We start from the raw sequence: 13,350 nt of genomic DNA on the forward strand, positions 1-13,350 counted from the left end.
TGCCGCTGGCGTCCAGTCGCCGTTATGGCCTGGCTGAATTGCGGTGGAGCGATCGCTACACTCCGGGTCATGGCCGGCCAGCTCCCCCTCGTCGAACTGCCGCTGTTTCCCCTCGCGACCGTGCTCTACCCGGGAGCGCCGCTGTCCCTGCGCATCTTCGAACCGCGCTATCTGGACATGGTGCGTGACTGTACGCGCCGGGGTACCGGCTTCGGCGTGTGCCTGATCCTGGACGGCTTCGAGGTCGGCGACCCGGCGCTGCCGGCGGCGGTGGGCACGGTGGCCACGATTACCGACTTTCACACCACCGAGGAGGGCCTGCTCGGCATCGTGGCCCGTGGCGGCGCCCGCTTCTGCGTGGAGCGCACCCGTGTGCGTGCCGATGGCCTGCTGCGTGGCGAGGTGCAGCTCTGGCCGGACGAGCCGCCGCTGGAGGTGCCGCCCGAGTTCGGCCTGCTGCAGACCATCCTGGAACGCCTGGTGGAAACACTCGGGCCGCATTGGCGCGATGCCCCGCGCAGTGCCTACGACGATGCGAGCTGGCTGGGCTTCCGCATGGCCGAGCTGCTCCCGCTGACCAACAGCGAGCGCCAGCGCCTGCTGGAACTGGACGACCCGGTGCAGCGACTGGCCGAGTTGCGCGACATCCTCCCGCGCTTCCAGCGCCCCTGATCGGGGTCCGCCGAGCCCGGCGCTACACTCGCGTGCATTCCCCGACAACGGAGCGGCGCCGTGGACTCACTGGCCGGCAAGACCCTCTTCATCACCGGCGCCTCGCGTGGCATCGGTCTGGCCATCGCCTTGCGCGCGGCACGCGATGGGGCCAACGTGGTCATCGCAGCCAAGAGCGGTGTGCCCAATCCGAAGCTTCCCGGCACTATCCACAGTGCGGCCGCAGCGGTCGAGGCGGCGGGCGGGCGTGCACTGGCGCTGAAGGTAGACATCCGCGAGGAGGCGCAGGTCGTCGAGGCGGCCGCGCAGGCGGCCGATCGTTTCGGCGGTATCGACATCCTGGTCAACAACGCCAGCGCCATCTGGCTGGCGGGCGTGGAAGGCACGCCGATGAAGCGCTTCGACCTGATGCATCAGGTCAACACGCGCGGCACTTTTCTTGCCACCCAGGCCTGCCTGCCGTATCTCAAACGCGCAGCCAATCCGCACGTGCTGATGCTGGCCCCGCCGCCCACGCTGGATCCCAAGTGGTTCGGGCCGCACACCGCCTACACCATCGCCAAGATGGGCATGAGCCTGTGCGTGCTGGGCATGGCCGAGGAGTTTCGCCCGCTGGGCATCGCGGTCAACGCGCTGTGGCCGCGTACGGTCATCGCCACCGCCGCCATCGCCATGATCGACGGCGTGCGTCCGGAGCAGTGTCGTACGCCCGAAATCGTGGCGGACGCTGCCCACGCCTTGCTGGTGCGCCCGGCGCGGCAGACCACCGGCCGCTTCGCGATCGACGATGAGGTGCTCGCCGAGGCCGGCATCGATGACCTGGATCAATACGCCGTGGCGCCCGGCCAGCCACTGTTGCCCGACCTGTTTCTTTGACGCATCCGGGGCGCGGCAGGGGCCGCAAAATCCGGGAGCCGGGCGCCGTGGGAGGCTTAACGTAGCCTGCCTATCGGAATTCCCCTACGCAATTTGTTGCGCAGATCGTCATTTGACCGGCGTAGTATCGAGAACTGCATCACACTTTTCGTTCATCAAATAGGGTTGATCGAGCGGAAAGCAGGGGCCTGCGGGGGAGGATGAGGCATGCAGTCGGGGGCAATGGCAGCGCGACGCTGCGTTATCTGGTTCGGCGAGCCGTCCACGAGTGAGCGGAGCGCTTTGGCACAGTCCGGTTGGTCGGTGCGTTCGGTCCATGCGCCTGGCGGCGAACTGCGTGTACGTGGGGGCGATATCGTGGTCGCCATGGCTGATCTGCGCGATAGCGACGATCGCGGGCTCGATGCCATGGGCGAACTGATGGCCGCCCACCCGCGCCTGATCTGGCTGGCCCTGGTTTCTTCGCGCACCTCGGCACAGGCGGCCCGCGTGCAGCGGATCCTGCAGGCCAGCGTCGATTTCTTCACCGCACCGGTGGACATCGAACGCCTGATCGACACGCTGGGGACGATCGTGGGAGGGAAGTCGCCCGCGTCCGGCGGCGATATCGACGGCATCGTCGGGCGCAGCCCGGCCATGCGCGCAACGCTCTCGCGCCTGCGCAAGTTCGCGCCGGTGGACCTGCCCGTGCTGATTACGGGCGAAACGGGCACCGGCAAGGAGGGTGCGGCCAAGGCGCTGCACCATTTGTCGGTGCGCAGCGGCAAGCCGTTCGTGGCGATCAACTGCGGTGCGCTGCCGGTGAATCTGGTGCAGTCGGAGCTGTTCGGCCACGAGCGCGGCGCGTTCACCGGCGCGAACGCCCGCCGGATCGGCCACATCGAGAGTGCCGCCGGCGGCACGGTGTTTCTGGATGAAATCGGCGACCTGCCGCTGGACGCGCAGACCAGCCTGCTGCGCTTCCTGCAGGAGGGGACCATCGAGCGGCTGGGCTCAAGCCAGCTCATTCGCGCCGATGCCCGGGTCATCGCCGCGACCCACGTCGATCTGGAGCAGGCGGTGGCGGCTGGCCGCTTTCGCGAGGATCTCTACTACCGCCTGAACGTGCTGCGTCTGCCGATGCCGCCGCTGCGTGACCGCGAGGGCGATGTGGAGCTGCTCGCGCAACATTTCCTCGACCGTTTCCGCGAGCATCACGCGTGCCGCGCGCGTGGGTTTGGTCCCGGCGCGCGTGCGGCGATGCGCCGGTTCGGTTGGCCTGGCAATGTGCGCGAACTGATCAATCGGGTGCAGCGCGCGGCGGTGATTGCCGAGGACGCGCTGGTCAGCGCGGCCGACCTGGATCTGCCCGGCGCCGAGGGTGGCAGCGGCATGGCGCCGGCCTTGGGAGTGGCGCGGGTCACGGCCGAGCGCGAGGCGATCATGAAGTGCCTGCGCGAGAGCCGCTTCAACATCAGCGAATGCGCCCGGCGATTGCGCATCTCGCGCGTCACGGTCTATCGGCTGTGCAAGAAGCATCGTCTGGCCCTCGACGAGCTGCGCTGAACCGGTTGCCAGGCAGGGCGCCCTGCGCGGGCGCCGGCCGCCCTCAGAACATGTAGGGAATCTTGAAGGTGATGCTGTAGTCCGGCGCATCCGGTGTCAGGCCGATGCCCAGCAGGGTCACCATCGTGGTGCGCTGGTTCAGCGCGTACGTCACGCCCATGTTGAACGTGGCGGCGTTGGCGTCACTGCCGATGATCTTCGTCCAGGGGGTGTCCTTGTTGCGCAGCGACGCCTTGGCGCTGAGCTTGTCGCTGAACGACAGGCTCAGGCTCGTCCGCTCGTTGAACGCAAAGGCGACGCCGGCGCCGAAGTAGTACGAATCGCCCAGCTTCACCCGCCCTGGGTTGCGCGTCTGCGGATCGGTATCGATGTCGCCGAAACTGCGCGCGAACGAATGGATGTACCCGAGGTTGGCGAAGATGATCGCCGGGTCCATGGTCTTGACCAGCGAGGCGCCGATGTTCGCCTGCCACAGTCCATTGCCTGTGGGCTGCTTCTCGGGCACCGCGAAGCGGATGTATTGGTCGTTGTCGCGCTCGATCACTTTCCAGTCGATGCCGTAGGGCGCCTGGCCGGTGGGAGCGGTGACGCCGAAGGTGAGTACGGTATCGGGGATCGCTCCGGTTTCGGCGAACAGCTTGTAGTTCGCGCTCAGGCTGATGTCGCCAATGCCGCTGCCGGTGGTCTGTTCCTCGGCGATCGCCGCTGCCGAGCCGCCCGCGCCGCCCTTCTGGTAGACCGTCTTGCGGCCGAGATAGGGCACGTCCACGTTGAGCGTCCAGCGTGGGCTGAGTCCATACCGGGCGGCGAGGTCATACGTGAGCGAGTCGGATTCGACGTTCTCGATGGCAATGTTGCCCAGGAAGATCGCGTCCAGCGCCAGGAAGCCGTTGAGCGTGAGTTGCTTGCGGTCGTAGCGGCTGTAGCTGAGGCTGTTTTCGATGGTCAGCTTGCGATCGAACACGGCGTGCTCCTGCAGCAGCGCGTCCTGCATGCTGCGCGTGGGCTTGGCCTGTTCCGCCTCCGCCTGCGTGCCGGCCTCGTTGCCGGCACTGGGTGCCGTCTGCGGTCGTGGCGTGGTGTCTGCCGAAGCCAGCGGCTGCGCCGCGGGCTCAGAAGGAAGCTTCGTTGCGGGCACCTTGCCCTGCAGTCGCGCCTGCAGGGCCTGCACCTGCATGTCCAGCTCACGCAGTCGACGCACCTCCTGGGCATAGCTGCTCTTGAGCGTCTGCAGTTCATTGACCAGGGCGGCGACATCGGCCTGATCCTGCGGCGTCGCCGCCGTTCCTGCATCCTGGGCATGCAGCGTGGTCGTGGTGAGGGCGAGTGCGCAGATGACGGCACTCGCCAATAAGCTCTTTTCCATGAGGATCTCCCCTGTGCCGGGCATCCGGCGTTGGTTTCAGCGCAAGCCAATGCCCCGGGCAAGAGCGATCGACTGCGCCACGTTCTGGGCCAGTTGCGTGTTGGCAGCCATCGACTGCCGGATCAGATCGATCTCCATGCGATTGCTGACCCACTGGTTGTCCGCGGCCAACTGCACGCTCTGGCCGATGCTGCCGTTGTGGATCCATTGCGACACGGCGCCTTGTCCATCGATGGTGAGCAGGACGTTTGCGCTGTTGCCGTCGAAGCTCGCCACGGCGCTTGCGCCGTCCGCGTAGGCACTGGCCATATCCGGTCCGGACGAGGGGCCGTCGGTAGCCGGCACGGTGCCGCCGTCCTGAACGCTCAGACGCGTCACGTTGCTGGCGAGATTGCTGTCGCCGGCGACCTGCACGCTTTGTGTCACGCCAGCTACGTTGGCCAGGCCGCTTGCGTCGATATGGCGCGAGGGGTCAGTGGAGGGCGCTGGCGGCGGTGCGTTGATCTGGGTGATGCTCACCGATGGCACGAAGCTTACGGTCGGCTTCGACTTGGCGAGATCCATCGATAGCGCCATCGTCCCCTCGAGCACCTGGCCCGCGGTGGTCTGCCAGGTGGAGATCATCTTCACCCCGAACCAGGCGACGGTGTTGTCACCAGGCGTATAGCGGCCGCGCATGTCGCCCAATTCGGCATCGGAGATTTCCTCCAGGCCACTGCCCGGTGGAGCGCTCTCGGCGCGCGCGGTGTTCGCCCATTGGCTGAGTGCCAGCGCACTGGCACCAAGGATGAAAAGTCGTGTGTGTTTCATGGCGCTAGTCCGTGCAATGCATGACTGCCGGGATCGGTGCAGGCTGGCCGCCTAGAACAGATCCGCATGGCTGAAACCGAAGTCGAGCAACTCGGCGTCGGTGATCGGGCCCTGTCGCGCGAACAATGCGCGGGCACTGGCCTTGTCGGTGGGTTGGAGCAGAACGGTATTGCGATCGAAGTCGTTGCCGATCACCACGAACACCGCCCGCGACGGCCAGGCCGCCAGGAAGTCGGGGAGGTTCATGGATCGGTTGCCGAGCATGGGGTCGGCCAGTTCCACGATGTTGCCGCGGACCTGCTTGAGCACCACGAAATGGCGGAAGCCGCGCACGTCCATCAGCACCAGGCCGGGGACGCGAAGCGTGCGCAGGCGCGCTTCGTTGATGCGGTAGCCACGGCCGCGCATGCCGAGCGACTCCACGTAATGCTTGATGTCCAGCAGCGAGAAGCCGCGCTGCTTCACCACAGCCTCGTCGGCCACGCCCATCATTCCCTGGATCACCGTCGTCTCATCGACGTTGAGGTGGTAGGCATAGCGAAGCACGGTGGCGAGCGCCGCCGCGCCGCAGCTGTAATCGGTGTGCTGGCGCACCATGTTGCGATAGCGCCCTTCCTGCATGCTCTCCACGTTACGCACGTAGGGGGCACCGTTGGGCAGCACGCCATCGAAGCGCACTTCGCCGGCCCGGCTGGCTGGCGATGCGGCCAGTGCCAGCACGAACAGGGAGGCAAGCAGCGTAGCGTTTCGATAGCGCATGGGGACTCCCGATTCGAGGAAGTCCCCCGGCCCGCAGGGGACGGGCCGGGGGGTTCCGTCAGGCGACCCGGACTCCTTCCGGATCACCGCCCTCGTCGGCTGCCCTGATGGCAGCCGTGCCTTGCTTACTCGGCGCCCCCGCCGCCGCCACCACCGGCGCTCGGCTGTGCCACGGCCATTGCCAGGCTGTTGGCCTGCTGGTTGCCGGTGCCTGCGGACACGTTGATGCCGATGTTGCCCGAGGCGTTCTGGAACGCGCTGCCGCTGAGGCTGGCGGTGTTGGTCGCGTCGTTGATCACCCAGCGCGTGGTGGTCACGGTGCCGCTCAGGTCGGCGTACAGGTCGTTCGCCGACAGCTCGACGAAGCCGAGCTGACCACCTTCATGCGCATGCGTGGTGCCGCTCTCGCTGCCACTGCTGGACCCGTTGACGCCAAAGGCCAGTGCGCCGCCGTCGCCATTGAGGTCGGAGCCGCCCTGAGTATCCGTGTCGAGGTCGAAGTGACCGACGAAGCCATTGCCCGGGTGGGCGTGGGTGGGATCGTCATTGGGGCTGTTGGACCACATGTCCGGATACACATTGCCGATCTGGTCGGCGGTGCCCTGGAGCGTCGACGAGGTGCTGCCGGAGTAGCTGCCGTAGGACGAGCCGACGTAGCCGCCCGCACCGTAGCCCAGCGAGTAGCCCGACACGTCGCCGCTCATGGAAACGTCCACGGTATCGGTGTACTGCTGCACGAACCCGGCGTTGCTCACGGTGTTGTGGGCCGATGCCTGGTTGGACGACACCGTCGCCTGCGCGAAGCGCGTGGTGGCGACCGAGGCAGCCATCGCGTTCTTCTGCTGGTTGTTGTTGCCGGAGGTGACGTTCACGCCGAGGTTGCCCGAGGCGTTCTGGAACGCGTTGCCACCCAGGCCGGCCGCGTTGGTGACGCCGGCGTTCATGGTGTCGTTGAACGCGCCTTGCTGGTTCACAAAGACCTCGCCGTCGGCCATGCCGAAGGCGAAGCTGGCGTCGGTGGCCGACAGCGCCGCAGCGTTGTCCTGCTGATTGTTGTCGCCCGCGCCGATGTTGACGCCGATGTTGCCCGAGGCACCCTGGGCGACGTTGTCTGCAGCCGACGCGCTGTTGCTGAGGTTCGTGTTGCTGCCGTCGTTGCCGCCGTTGGTCTGGGCGTTGTCGACGATGGCGATCGCCGCCGAGTCGATGTCGATGCGCCCGCGGACCCTGGGGTCGCCCGAGATGGAGATGTCCGAGTCGAGCTTTACCTTCTTGTCGAAGCGCACTCCCGAGTTGTGGGAATGGTCATCGCGGCCTTCCTGGGCGTACGCCGTCACCGAACCGAACAGCGTCGTGATGGCGAGCGCCAACAGCGTTTTCCTGATTGTCGTGTTCATGGTGTCATCTCTCCTGGTGTCGCGTTGTGTTACCGCGGTGTGGCGGGCAACGCGAGCACGAGCTGGTTGCCCGTGGCGTTGCCTGAACCCGCGGCCTGATTGAGTTGCAGCACTCCCTGGTAACCACGCATCGCCGACGACTCGACCGCCACACTGCGCATCGATCCGCCGGGCGCGGCGGTGTTGCCCACCTGCTGCCCCCCTGCCGACGCGGAAACGGCGGCGGACAGAGCGCCATCCGTCGTCTCGCGTATCCCTTGAGAAGCCAGCTCGGCCGACACCGCATTGAGCTGCGCGTTGCCGCTGCCACTGGCCTGATTGATGGAGGCCAGACCGCTGCCGCCCACATAGGCGTTGCCGCCGATGCTGGCGCTGGCCGCGCGAGGGCGGTCGGCCTGGTTGTCGCTCTGCAACTGCAAGGCCTGGATCTGCGCCTGTCCACCGCTGGCGAACGCGCGCAGGTTGGCCTGTTGGTTCAAATCTCCGGCGGACAGGTTCACCGCGCTGGCGCCCGTGGCGCCGCGCAGGGCATTGCCGTCGATACGGCTGTTGGCCAAGTAGCCCAGCATTGCCGCGTAATCGTCGTTGCCCGCGCGGGCCGAAGCCGCGGCGAGGACACACACGATCAGGGTGAGCGCCTTGCGCATGGGCTCAGTGCCCCGCCGCCGGCAGCGCGGTCATGCCCGGAAGGGCCGAAAGCGCTCCCTGCACTTGATCACCGATGCCACGCGTCGTGCCGCCGACCGCGCCCATGGGGCCGGCGATGACCTGGCTCATGCCATTGGAGGCGACCTCGTTGCGCCCGCTCGGGCCTGCTCCCAGCGCGCCGCCCAGGGCGTTGCCGACCATGTGCTCGACGGTGGTGGCGTGGGTCTGGCCGGCGCCGGGCGAGGCATCGAGGCTGGCGTAGTCCGCGTCGGAGAGCTCGCCGGTGCCCAGCGCACTGTCGATCTCGTGCTTGGGTGAGGGGTTCACGATCAGGGCCATGCCGGGCGGCGCCTGGCGATAGGCCGGACGCGTGGCGACATTGCGCAGCATGACGATCTCGCCGGGTTTGGCCTGCACCGCGCGATGTGCGTCGGCGGCGACAACCGTCGCTGGGAGCACGAGGCCGGCGACGGCCAGGGCGATGGCACCGCCGCTGACGCACGCGCTGATCAGAACGTTCGGACGAATGGACATGCCGCTTCTCCCCTTGGTGCGGAAGGGAAGGAGCAAACGGTGTGCCACCCACGCCGGTTGGCGCAGTGGCGCGGTTTCCCGCCGATGGCCGGCGCCTCGGCCGTGGCCGGAGGTGTAACAGGATTTACAGCCCTGGCGGGTGCGTTTGGTGCGCGAAAGTCAGGTCGAGCAACGGTTGCCGGGCGATTCCCGGCAGGTGTAACAGGAGTGATACAGGGGCAATCCGGTTTACACCCCCCGAGCGGCGCATCGTCAGGCCGTCGTGATGCAAGGCAGGAGGCTTGGATTTACGATGGCGCGCCAACCCTCCAGCAAGTGGCGCCTCTGCTGCGCCTGTCGGACTCCCATGCACGCCCATCATTCGTTGATCGACCTCGGCAAACGCTATTGGCTGCCGGTCTACAAGCCGCGCGACCTGATACTCGACCATGGCAAAGGTGCCCGGGTATGGGACACCGAAGGTCGCGAGTATGTCGATTTCGGCGCCGGCATCGCCGTCAATGCGCTCGGCCATGCCGATCCGGATCTCATTGCCGCGCTGACGGCGCAGGCACACAAGCTCTGGCACAGCTCCAACGTGTTCTACACCGAGCCGCCGCTGCGCCTGGCTGAAGAGCTGGTGCGCGCATCGGGCTTCGCGGAACGCGTGTTCTTCTGCAACTCCGGTGCCGAAGCCAACGAGGCAGCGATCAAGCTGGTGCGCAAATGGGCGGCCGCTCAGGGACGCGGGCCGGAGCGGCGCACCATCATCACGTTCCGCGGCTCGTTCCACGGGCGCACGCTGGCCACTGTCACCGCCACGGCGCAACCGAAATATCAGCAAGGTTACGAACCCCTTCCTGCCGGCTTCCGCTACCTGGATTTCAACGATGCCGGCGCACTGGAGGCAGCCTTCGCCGGGGGCGACGTGGCCGCGGTGATGCTCGAGCCGGTGCAGGGCGAGGGTGGCGTGCTGCCGGCGGCGCCTGGCTTCATCCGTCGCGTGCGGGAGCTTTGCGATGCACACGATGCGCTGCTGGTGCTCGATGAGATCCAGTGCGGCATGGGGCGCACCGGCACGCTGTTCGCGCACGTGCAGGATCACGTAGTTCCCGACATCGTCACCCTGGCCAAGGCGCTTGGCTGCGGTTTCCCGATCGGCGCCATGCTGGCCGGGCCGAAGGTGGCCGAGGTGATGCAGTTCGGCGCGCACGGCACCACTTTCGGCGGCAATCCGATGGGTGCGGCGGTGGCACGCGTGGCGTTGGCCAAGCTGGCCTCGCCCGAAGTGCTGTTAAACGTGGAGCGCCAGGCGAACGACCTGCGCAAAGGCCTGGCCTCGATCCACGATGAGCTGGGCCTGTTTGCCGAGGTACGCGGCCGCGGCCTGATGATCGGCGCGGTGCTGGCCGATGCCTGGAAGGGACGCGCGGGCGAGATCATCGATTACGCTGCTGCCCACGGTCTGCTGCTGCTTCAGGCCGGACCGGACGTGCTGCGCTTCGTGCCACCGCTGACCCTGGCCGACGAGGACGTGGCCGAGGGCCTGCGGCGCCTGCGCGCGGCGTTGCTGGAGTTCGTACAGGCGCCGGCGCCAGCGGAGGTGTTGCGATGAAATACCTGCACAGCATGGTGCGCGTGCGCGATCTCGAGGCGTCACTGCGCTTCTACTGCGAGGGCCTCGGTTTGCACGAGGTGCGGCGCCGCGACGTGCCGGCGGGGAAATTCACACTGGTATTTCTGGCCGCGTCGGAGAACCCGGAGGCCGAAATCGAGCTGACCTACAACTGGGATTCCAGTGAGGACTACGGCTCGGCGCGCAATTTCGGCCATCTGGCGTTTCGCGTGCCGGACATCTATGCGCTCTGCTCCCATCTGCAGTCGATGGGCTACACCATCCATCGACCGCCGCGCGATGGGCACATGGCGTTCGTGCGCTCGCCCGACCTGATCTCCGTGGAGCTGTTGCAGGCGGGCGAGGCACTGGCACCGGCCGAACCGTGGGCATCCATGCCCAATACCGGCAGCTGGTAGGCCTGCTCAGGCGGCGCGAGCGTCGCGCAGTGCTTCGCGCGCGGCCTGCAGGGTGTCGGCGATGTCCTGATCGCTGTGCGCACTGGACATGAAGCCGGCCTCGAACGCCGACGGTGCGAGATAGACGCCGCGGGCGAGCATGCCGTGGAAGAAGCGGTTGAACATCGCCGTATCGGCTGCCGTGGCCTGCGCGAAGGTCTCCACCTTTTCGGCGGTGAAGAACAGGCCGAACATGCCGCCGACACAGGTCGTGCTGAACGGTACGCCTTCGCCCTCGGCGACCGCCTGCAACCCATCGCACAGCAGGCGGGTGCGGCTGGCGAGCGTGTCGTGGAAGCCGGGGGCCTGCACCACGTCCAGCATCGCCAGGCCGGCGGCCATTGCCACCGGGTTTCCACTCAGCGTGCCGGCTTGATAGATGGGGCCGGACGGTGCCACCTGTTCCATCAGGTCACGTCGGCCGCCGTACGCGCCCACCGGCATGCCGCCGCCGATTATCTTGCCGAACGTGGTGAGGTCCGGGCGCACGCCATAGTGCGTCTGCGCACCGCCCAGCGCCACGCGGAAGCCCGTCATCACTTCGTCGAAGATGAGCAGCGCACCGTGGGCATCGCACAGGTCGCGCAGGCCCTGCAGATAGCCGTCGCGGGGCAGGATGCAGTTCATGTTGCCGGCCACCGGCTCGATGATCAGGCCGGCGATGTCGTTGCCCTGCGAGGCGAACAGTGCCTTGGCCGCATCCAGGTCGTTGTAGGGAAGGGTGAGCGTGAGATCGGCGTTCTGCTTGGGCACGCCTGGCGAGGTCGGCACTCCAAACGTCAGTGCGCCCGAGCCGGCCTTCACCAGGAAGCTGTCGCCGTGTCCGTGATAGCAGCCCTCGAACTTCACGATCTTGCTGCGACCGGTGGTGCCGCGCGCCAGCCGGATCGCTGACATAGTGGCTTCCGTGCCGGAGTTCACCATGCGCACCATTTCCATCGAGGGCACCAGGCGCGTGATCGTCTCGGCCATTGTGACCTCGGCCGGGCAGGGCGTGCCGAAGGACAAGCCGTTGCGTATGGCGCGTTCCACCGCCTCGCGCACGGCCGGATGATTGTGGCCGGCGACCATCGGTCCCCACGAGCCGACATAGTCGATATAGCGCTTGCCCTCGACATCCCAAAGGTAGGCGCCGTCAGCGCGGGTGGTAAAGAAGGGCTCGCCGCCGACCGACTTGAATGCGCGCACGGGGGAGTTGACGCCGCCGGGCATCAGCTGGCGGGCGCGCTGGAAGAGCTCGTGGTTGTTCATCAGATAGGTGTCCAGTTCAGGCGGTGAAGAGCGCGGCCATGTCGACCGCTGCGGCGCGTGTGTCGCTGGCGCTGTAAAGGGCCGAGACGGTGGCGATGAAATCGGCGCCAGCGTCAATCAGCAGCCTTCCATTGTCCGGGGTGATGCCGCCGATCGCCACCCGCGCAATGCCAAGCGTGGCCGTCTGCCGCAACAGATCCAAAGGCGCTCGCCCGGCATCGGGTTTGGTGGGTGAGGGGAAGAACGCGCCAAACGACACATAGCTCGCGCCCGCGCGCGCCGCGGCGGTGGCCAGTTCCGCCGAGGCATAGCACGACACTCCGACGATGGCATCGGCGCCGAGCACGGCACGCACCGCGCCAGGGCCGCCATCGGCCTGGCTCAGGTGCACGCCCGTTGCGCCAACGGCGCGAGCGAGCGCGATGTCGTGATCGATGATCAGCGGGCACCTGTAGCGGGCGCACAGGGCAGCCAGCGCGCCTGCTTCAGCGAGACGGCGAGGATGGTCGTCGCTCAGGTCACGGTACTGGATCATGGCGACGCCACCAGCCAGGGCCTGTTCGCTGCGTTCGATCAACCGATGGGGCTGCCCATCGGTGATCGCATAGATACCGTTACGAGGGAGTGCGCTCATGGGGTCGGCATGATGCCCGAACGCCGTCGCGCGCGTGCGCCTTTCGCCGCAGCGTGCGAGTTGCGAGAATGGCTGTCCACCTCTTCTTAGTTACGAGATACGCAATGACTCAGGGCAGCACCGGATCGGCATCGCGCAAGTGGATGTGCGTTGTTTGTGGCTTCATTTACGACGAGGCGCTTGGCCTGCCGGAAGAGGACATTGCCCCGGGTACGCGCTGGGAAGATGTGCCGGATACCTGGACGTGCCCGGACTGCGGGGCGACCAAGGACGACTTCGAGATGATCGAAGTCGACTGAGTCCCGCCCCAATCCGCCCCGTCGTTGCCCCAAGGCGCCACGGCGGGGGCCGCTGTCGATGATGTGATGCACCTGCGCCCTCGAGGGCGCTTGCTGAGGAGCATCGACATGCAGCAGTTCATTCCCTTCGAAGACGACTGGGCGATGGCCGAGGCTTTCGTCGGACATCGCCTCGTTCCCTATCAACCCGGCATGGCGTGCGCTCACTGCGATGCCCCGCAAGAGCCCGGGCCCAACGGGATCGGTCAACGCGACCAGCAAAATTTGTTCGCACCCTCTTCACAGCCGCGGCGCTCGGCGCTATGATTCTCGCCCCTCAACGAGCAGCCGCTCTTGCGAGGGTTCCATCGCCTCACGGCAGCGCGAAAAAAACATTTCGCGAAGGTGTTGACGAGGTGGAAGATCGATGTAGAATGTGCGGCTCACCCGGGGCGAAATGCTTCGGGGCGATTCGAGAAACGGATCGCAAGTGATTGATCTTTGACAGTGTGCGCAGGTGACTTGTGT

General features: G+C 66.8%; 15 protein-coding genes. 7 read left to right on the top strand and 8 right to left on the bottom strand.

All coding sequences use genetic code 11. The annotated features are described in order from the left end of the window. The first annotated feature begins 69 nt into the window (after window positions 1-69). The 3 genes from ACTHJF_RS14485 to ACTHJF_RS14495 all read left to right on the top strand — a co-directional run bounded on the left by ACTHJF_RS14485 (window position 70) and on the right by ACTHJF_RS14495 (window position 3,093). Window positions 70-672, top strand: coding sequence for an LON peptidase substrate-binding domain-containing protein (locus tag ACTHJF_RS14485; RefSeq protein WP_440267736.1), 603 nt, complete (start codon window positions 70-72; stop codon window positions 670-672). Between the two features lie 60 nt (window positions 673-732). Further along, window positions 733-1,548 carry an SDR family oxidoreductase gene (locus ACTHJF_RS14490; protein WP_440254311.1) on the top strand — a complete coding sequence of 272 codons (816 nt, stop codon included), beginning with the start codon at window positions 733-735 and terminating at the stop codon, window positions 1,546-1,548. A gap of 207 nt (window positions 1,549-1,755) precedes the next feature. Continuing rightward, entirely contained in the window at window positions 1,756-3,093 is a 1,338-nt protein-coding gene (locus ACTHJF_RS14495; protein ID WP_440267737.1) for a sigma 54-interacting transcriptional regulator, read from the top strand. A 43-nt stretch (window positions 3,094-3,136) separates the two neighbouring features. Here ACTHJF_RS14495 and ACTHJF_RS14500 read toward each other — a convergent pair whose 3' ends face one another. The 6 genes from ACTHJF_RS14500 to ACTHJF_RS14525 all read right to left on the bottom strand — a co-directional run bounded on the left by ACTHJF_RS14500 (window position 3,137) and on the right by ACTHJF_RS14525 (window position 8,607). Then, window positions 3,137-4,459: a hypothetical protein gene (locus tag ACTHJF_RS14500; protein ID WP_440267738.1), complete on the bottom strand. Its 1,323-nt coding sequence runs from the start codon at window positions 4,457-4,459 to the stop codon at window positions 3,137-3,139. Window positions 4,460-4,495: 36 nt separating this feature from the next. Then, window positions 4,496-5,269: a hypothetical protein gene (locus tag ACTHJF_RS14505; protein WP_440267739.1), complete on the bottom strand. Its 774-nt coding sequence runs from the start codon at window positions 5,267-5,269 to the stop codon at window positions 4,496-4,498. A 51-nt stretch (window positions 5,270-5,320) separates the two neighbouring features. Continuing rightward, window positions 5,321-6,028: a C39 family peptidase gene (locus ACTHJF_RS14510; RefSeq protein WP_440267740.1), complete on the bottom strand. Its 708-nt coding sequence runs from the start codon at window positions 6,026-6,028 to the stop codon at window positions 5,321-5,323. A gap of 125 nt (window positions 6,029-6,153) precedes the next feature. Then, window positions 6,154-7,425, bottom strand: coding sequence for an adhesin (locus ACTHJF_RS14515; RefSeq protein ID WP_440267741.1), 1,272 nt, complete (start codon window positions 7,423-7,425; stop codon window positions 6,154-6,156). 29 nt (window positions 7,426-7,454) lie between these two features. Next, complete coding sequence (locus tag ACTHJF_RS14520; protein ID WP_440267742.1) at window positions 7,455-8,072, bottom strand: hypothetical protein; 618 nt, start codon at window positions 8,070-8,072, stop codon at window positions 7,455-7,457. 4 nt (window positions 8,073-8,076) lie between these two features. Continuing rightward, entirely contained in the window at window positions 8,077-8,607 is a 531-nt protein-coding gene (locus tag ACTHJF_RS14525; RefSeq protein WP_440258918.1) for a hypothetical protein, read from the bottom strand. Window positions 8,608-8,953: 346 nt separating this feature from the next. Between ACTHJF_RS14525 and ACTHJF_RS14530 the strand changes: the two genes are divergently transcribed. After that, window positions 8,954-10,201: an acetylornithine/succinylornithine family transaminase gene (locus ACTHJF_RS14530; protein ID WP_440267743.1), complete on the top strand. Its 1,248-nt coding sequence runs from the start codon at window positions 8,954-8,956 to the stop codon at window positions 10,199-10,201. Beyond that, window positions 10,198-10,620, top strand: a complete 423-nt coding sequence (locus ACTHJF_RS14535; protein ID WP_440267744.1) for a VOC family protein — start codon at window positions 10,198-10,200, stop codon at window positions 10,618-10,620. Before ACTHJF_RS14530 ends, ACTHJF_RS14535 begins: the two co-directional genes overlap by 4 nt. 6 nt (window positions 10,621-10,626) lie before the next feature. On the opposite strand, the gene hemL is transcribed toward ACTHJF_RS14535, so the two are convergent. Further along, window positions 10,627-11,910, bottom strand: coding sequence for a glutamate-1-semialdehyde 2,1-aminomutase (gene hemL, locus ACTHJF_RS14540; RefSeq protein WP_440267745.1), 1,284 nt, complete (start codon window positions 11,908-11,910; stop codon window positions 10,627-10,629). Between the two features lie 16 nt (window positions 11,911-11,926). Continuing rightward, window positions 11,927-12,544 carry a thiamine phosphate synthase gene (thiE, locus tag ACTHJF_RS14545; RefSeq protein ID WP_440267746.1) on the bottom strand — a complete coding sequence of 206 codons (618 nt, stop codon included), beginning with the start codon at window positions 12,542-12,544 and terminating at the stop codon, window positions 11,927-11,929. A gap of 104 nt (window positions 12,545-12,648) precedes the next feature. Here thiE and ACTHJF_RS14550 point away from each other — a divergent pair, with 104 nt between their 5' ends. Together ACTHJF_RS14550 and ACTHJF_RS14555 are read left to right on the top strand one after the other, a co-directional pair. After that, on the top strand, window positions 12,649-12,843 hold the full coding sequence (locus tag ACTHJF_RS14550; RefSeq protein ID WP_431635584.1) for a rubredoxin: 195 nt from the start codon (window positions 12,649-12,651) through the stop codon (window positions 12,841-12,843). Between the two features lie 108 nt (window positions 12,844-12,951). After that, on the top strand, window positions 12,952-13,149 hold the full coding sequence (locus tag ACTHJF_RS14555; protein ID WP_440267747.1) for a hypothetical protein: 198 nt from the start codon (window positions 12,952-12,954) through the stop codon (window positions 13,147-13,149). The last annotated feature ends 201 nt before the right edge of the window (window positions 13,150-13,350 follow it).

Origin of the sequence: Dyella sp. (genome assembly GCF_051962475.1) — a bacterium.
In the GTDB taxonomy this organism is placed as follows: domain Bacteria; phylum Pseudomonadota; class Gammaproteobacteria; order Xanthomonadales; family Rhodanobacteraceae; genus Dyella_A.

What these genes read in the sequence shown, in the direction of transcription:
- ACTHJF_RS14485 (WP_440267736.1), top strand. Translation starts at nt 70, where the DNA reads ATGGCCGGCCAGCTCCCCCTCGTCGAACTGCCGCTGTTTCCCCTCGCG.
- ACTHJF_RS14495 (WP_440267737.1), top strand. Translation starts at nt 1,756, where the DNA reads ATGCAGTCGGGGGCAATGGCAGCGCGACGCTGCGTTATCTGGTTCGGC.
- ACTHJF_RS14500 (WP_440267738.1), bottom strand. Translation starts at nt 4,459, where the DNA reads ATGGAAAAGAGCTTATTGGCGAGTGCCGTCATCTGCGCACTCGCCCTC.
- ACTHJF_RS14505 (WP_440267739.1), bottom strand. Translation starts at nt 5,269, where the DNA reads ATGAAACACACACGACTTTTCATCCTTGGTGCCAGTGCGCTGGCACTC.
- ACTHJF_RS14510 (WP_440267740.1), bottom strand. Translation starts at nt 6,028, where the DNA reads ATGCGCTATCGAAACGCTACGCTGCTTGCCTCCCTGTTCGTGCTGGCA.
- ACTHJF_RS14515 (WP_440267741.1), bottom strand. Translation starts at nt 7,425, where the DNA reads ATGAACACGACAATCAGGAAAACGCTGTTGGCGCTCGCCATCACGACG.
- ACTHJF_RS14520 (WP_440267742.1), bottom strand. Translation starts at nt 8,072, where the DNA reads ATGCGCAAGGCGCTCACCCTGATCGTGTGTGTCCTCGCCGCGGCTTCG.
- ACTHJF_RS14525 (WP_440258918.1), bottom strand. Translation starts at nt 8,607, where the DNA reads ATGTCCATTCGTCCGAACGTTCTGATCAGCGCGTGCGTCAGCGGCGGT.
- ACTHJF_RS14530 (WP_440267743.1), top strand. Translation starts at nt 8,954, where the DNA reads ATGCACGCCCATCATTCGTTGATCGACCTCGGCAAACGCTATTGGCTG.
- ACTHJF_RS14535 (WP_440267744.1), top strand. Translation starts at nt 10,198, where the DNA reads ATGAAATACCTGCACAGCATGGTGCGCGTGCGCGATCTCGAGGCGTCA.
- hemL (WP_440267745.1), bottom strand. Translation starts at nt 11,910, where the DNA reads ATGAACAACCACGAGCTCTTCCAGCGCGCCCGCCAGCTGATGCCCGGC.
- thiE (WP_440267746.1), bottom strand. Translation starts at nt 12,544, where the DNA reads ATGAGCGCACTCCCTCGTAACGGTATCTATGCGATCACCGATGGGCAG.
- ACTHJF_RS14550 (WP_431635584.1), top strand. Translation starts at nt 12,649, where the DNA reads ATGACTCAGGGCAGCACCGGATCGGCATCGCGCAAGTGGATGTGCGTT.
- ACTHJF_RS14555 (WP_440267747.1), top strand. Translation starts at nt 12,952, where the DNA reads ATGCAGCAGTTCATTCCCTTCGAAGACGACTGGGCGATGGCCGAGGCT.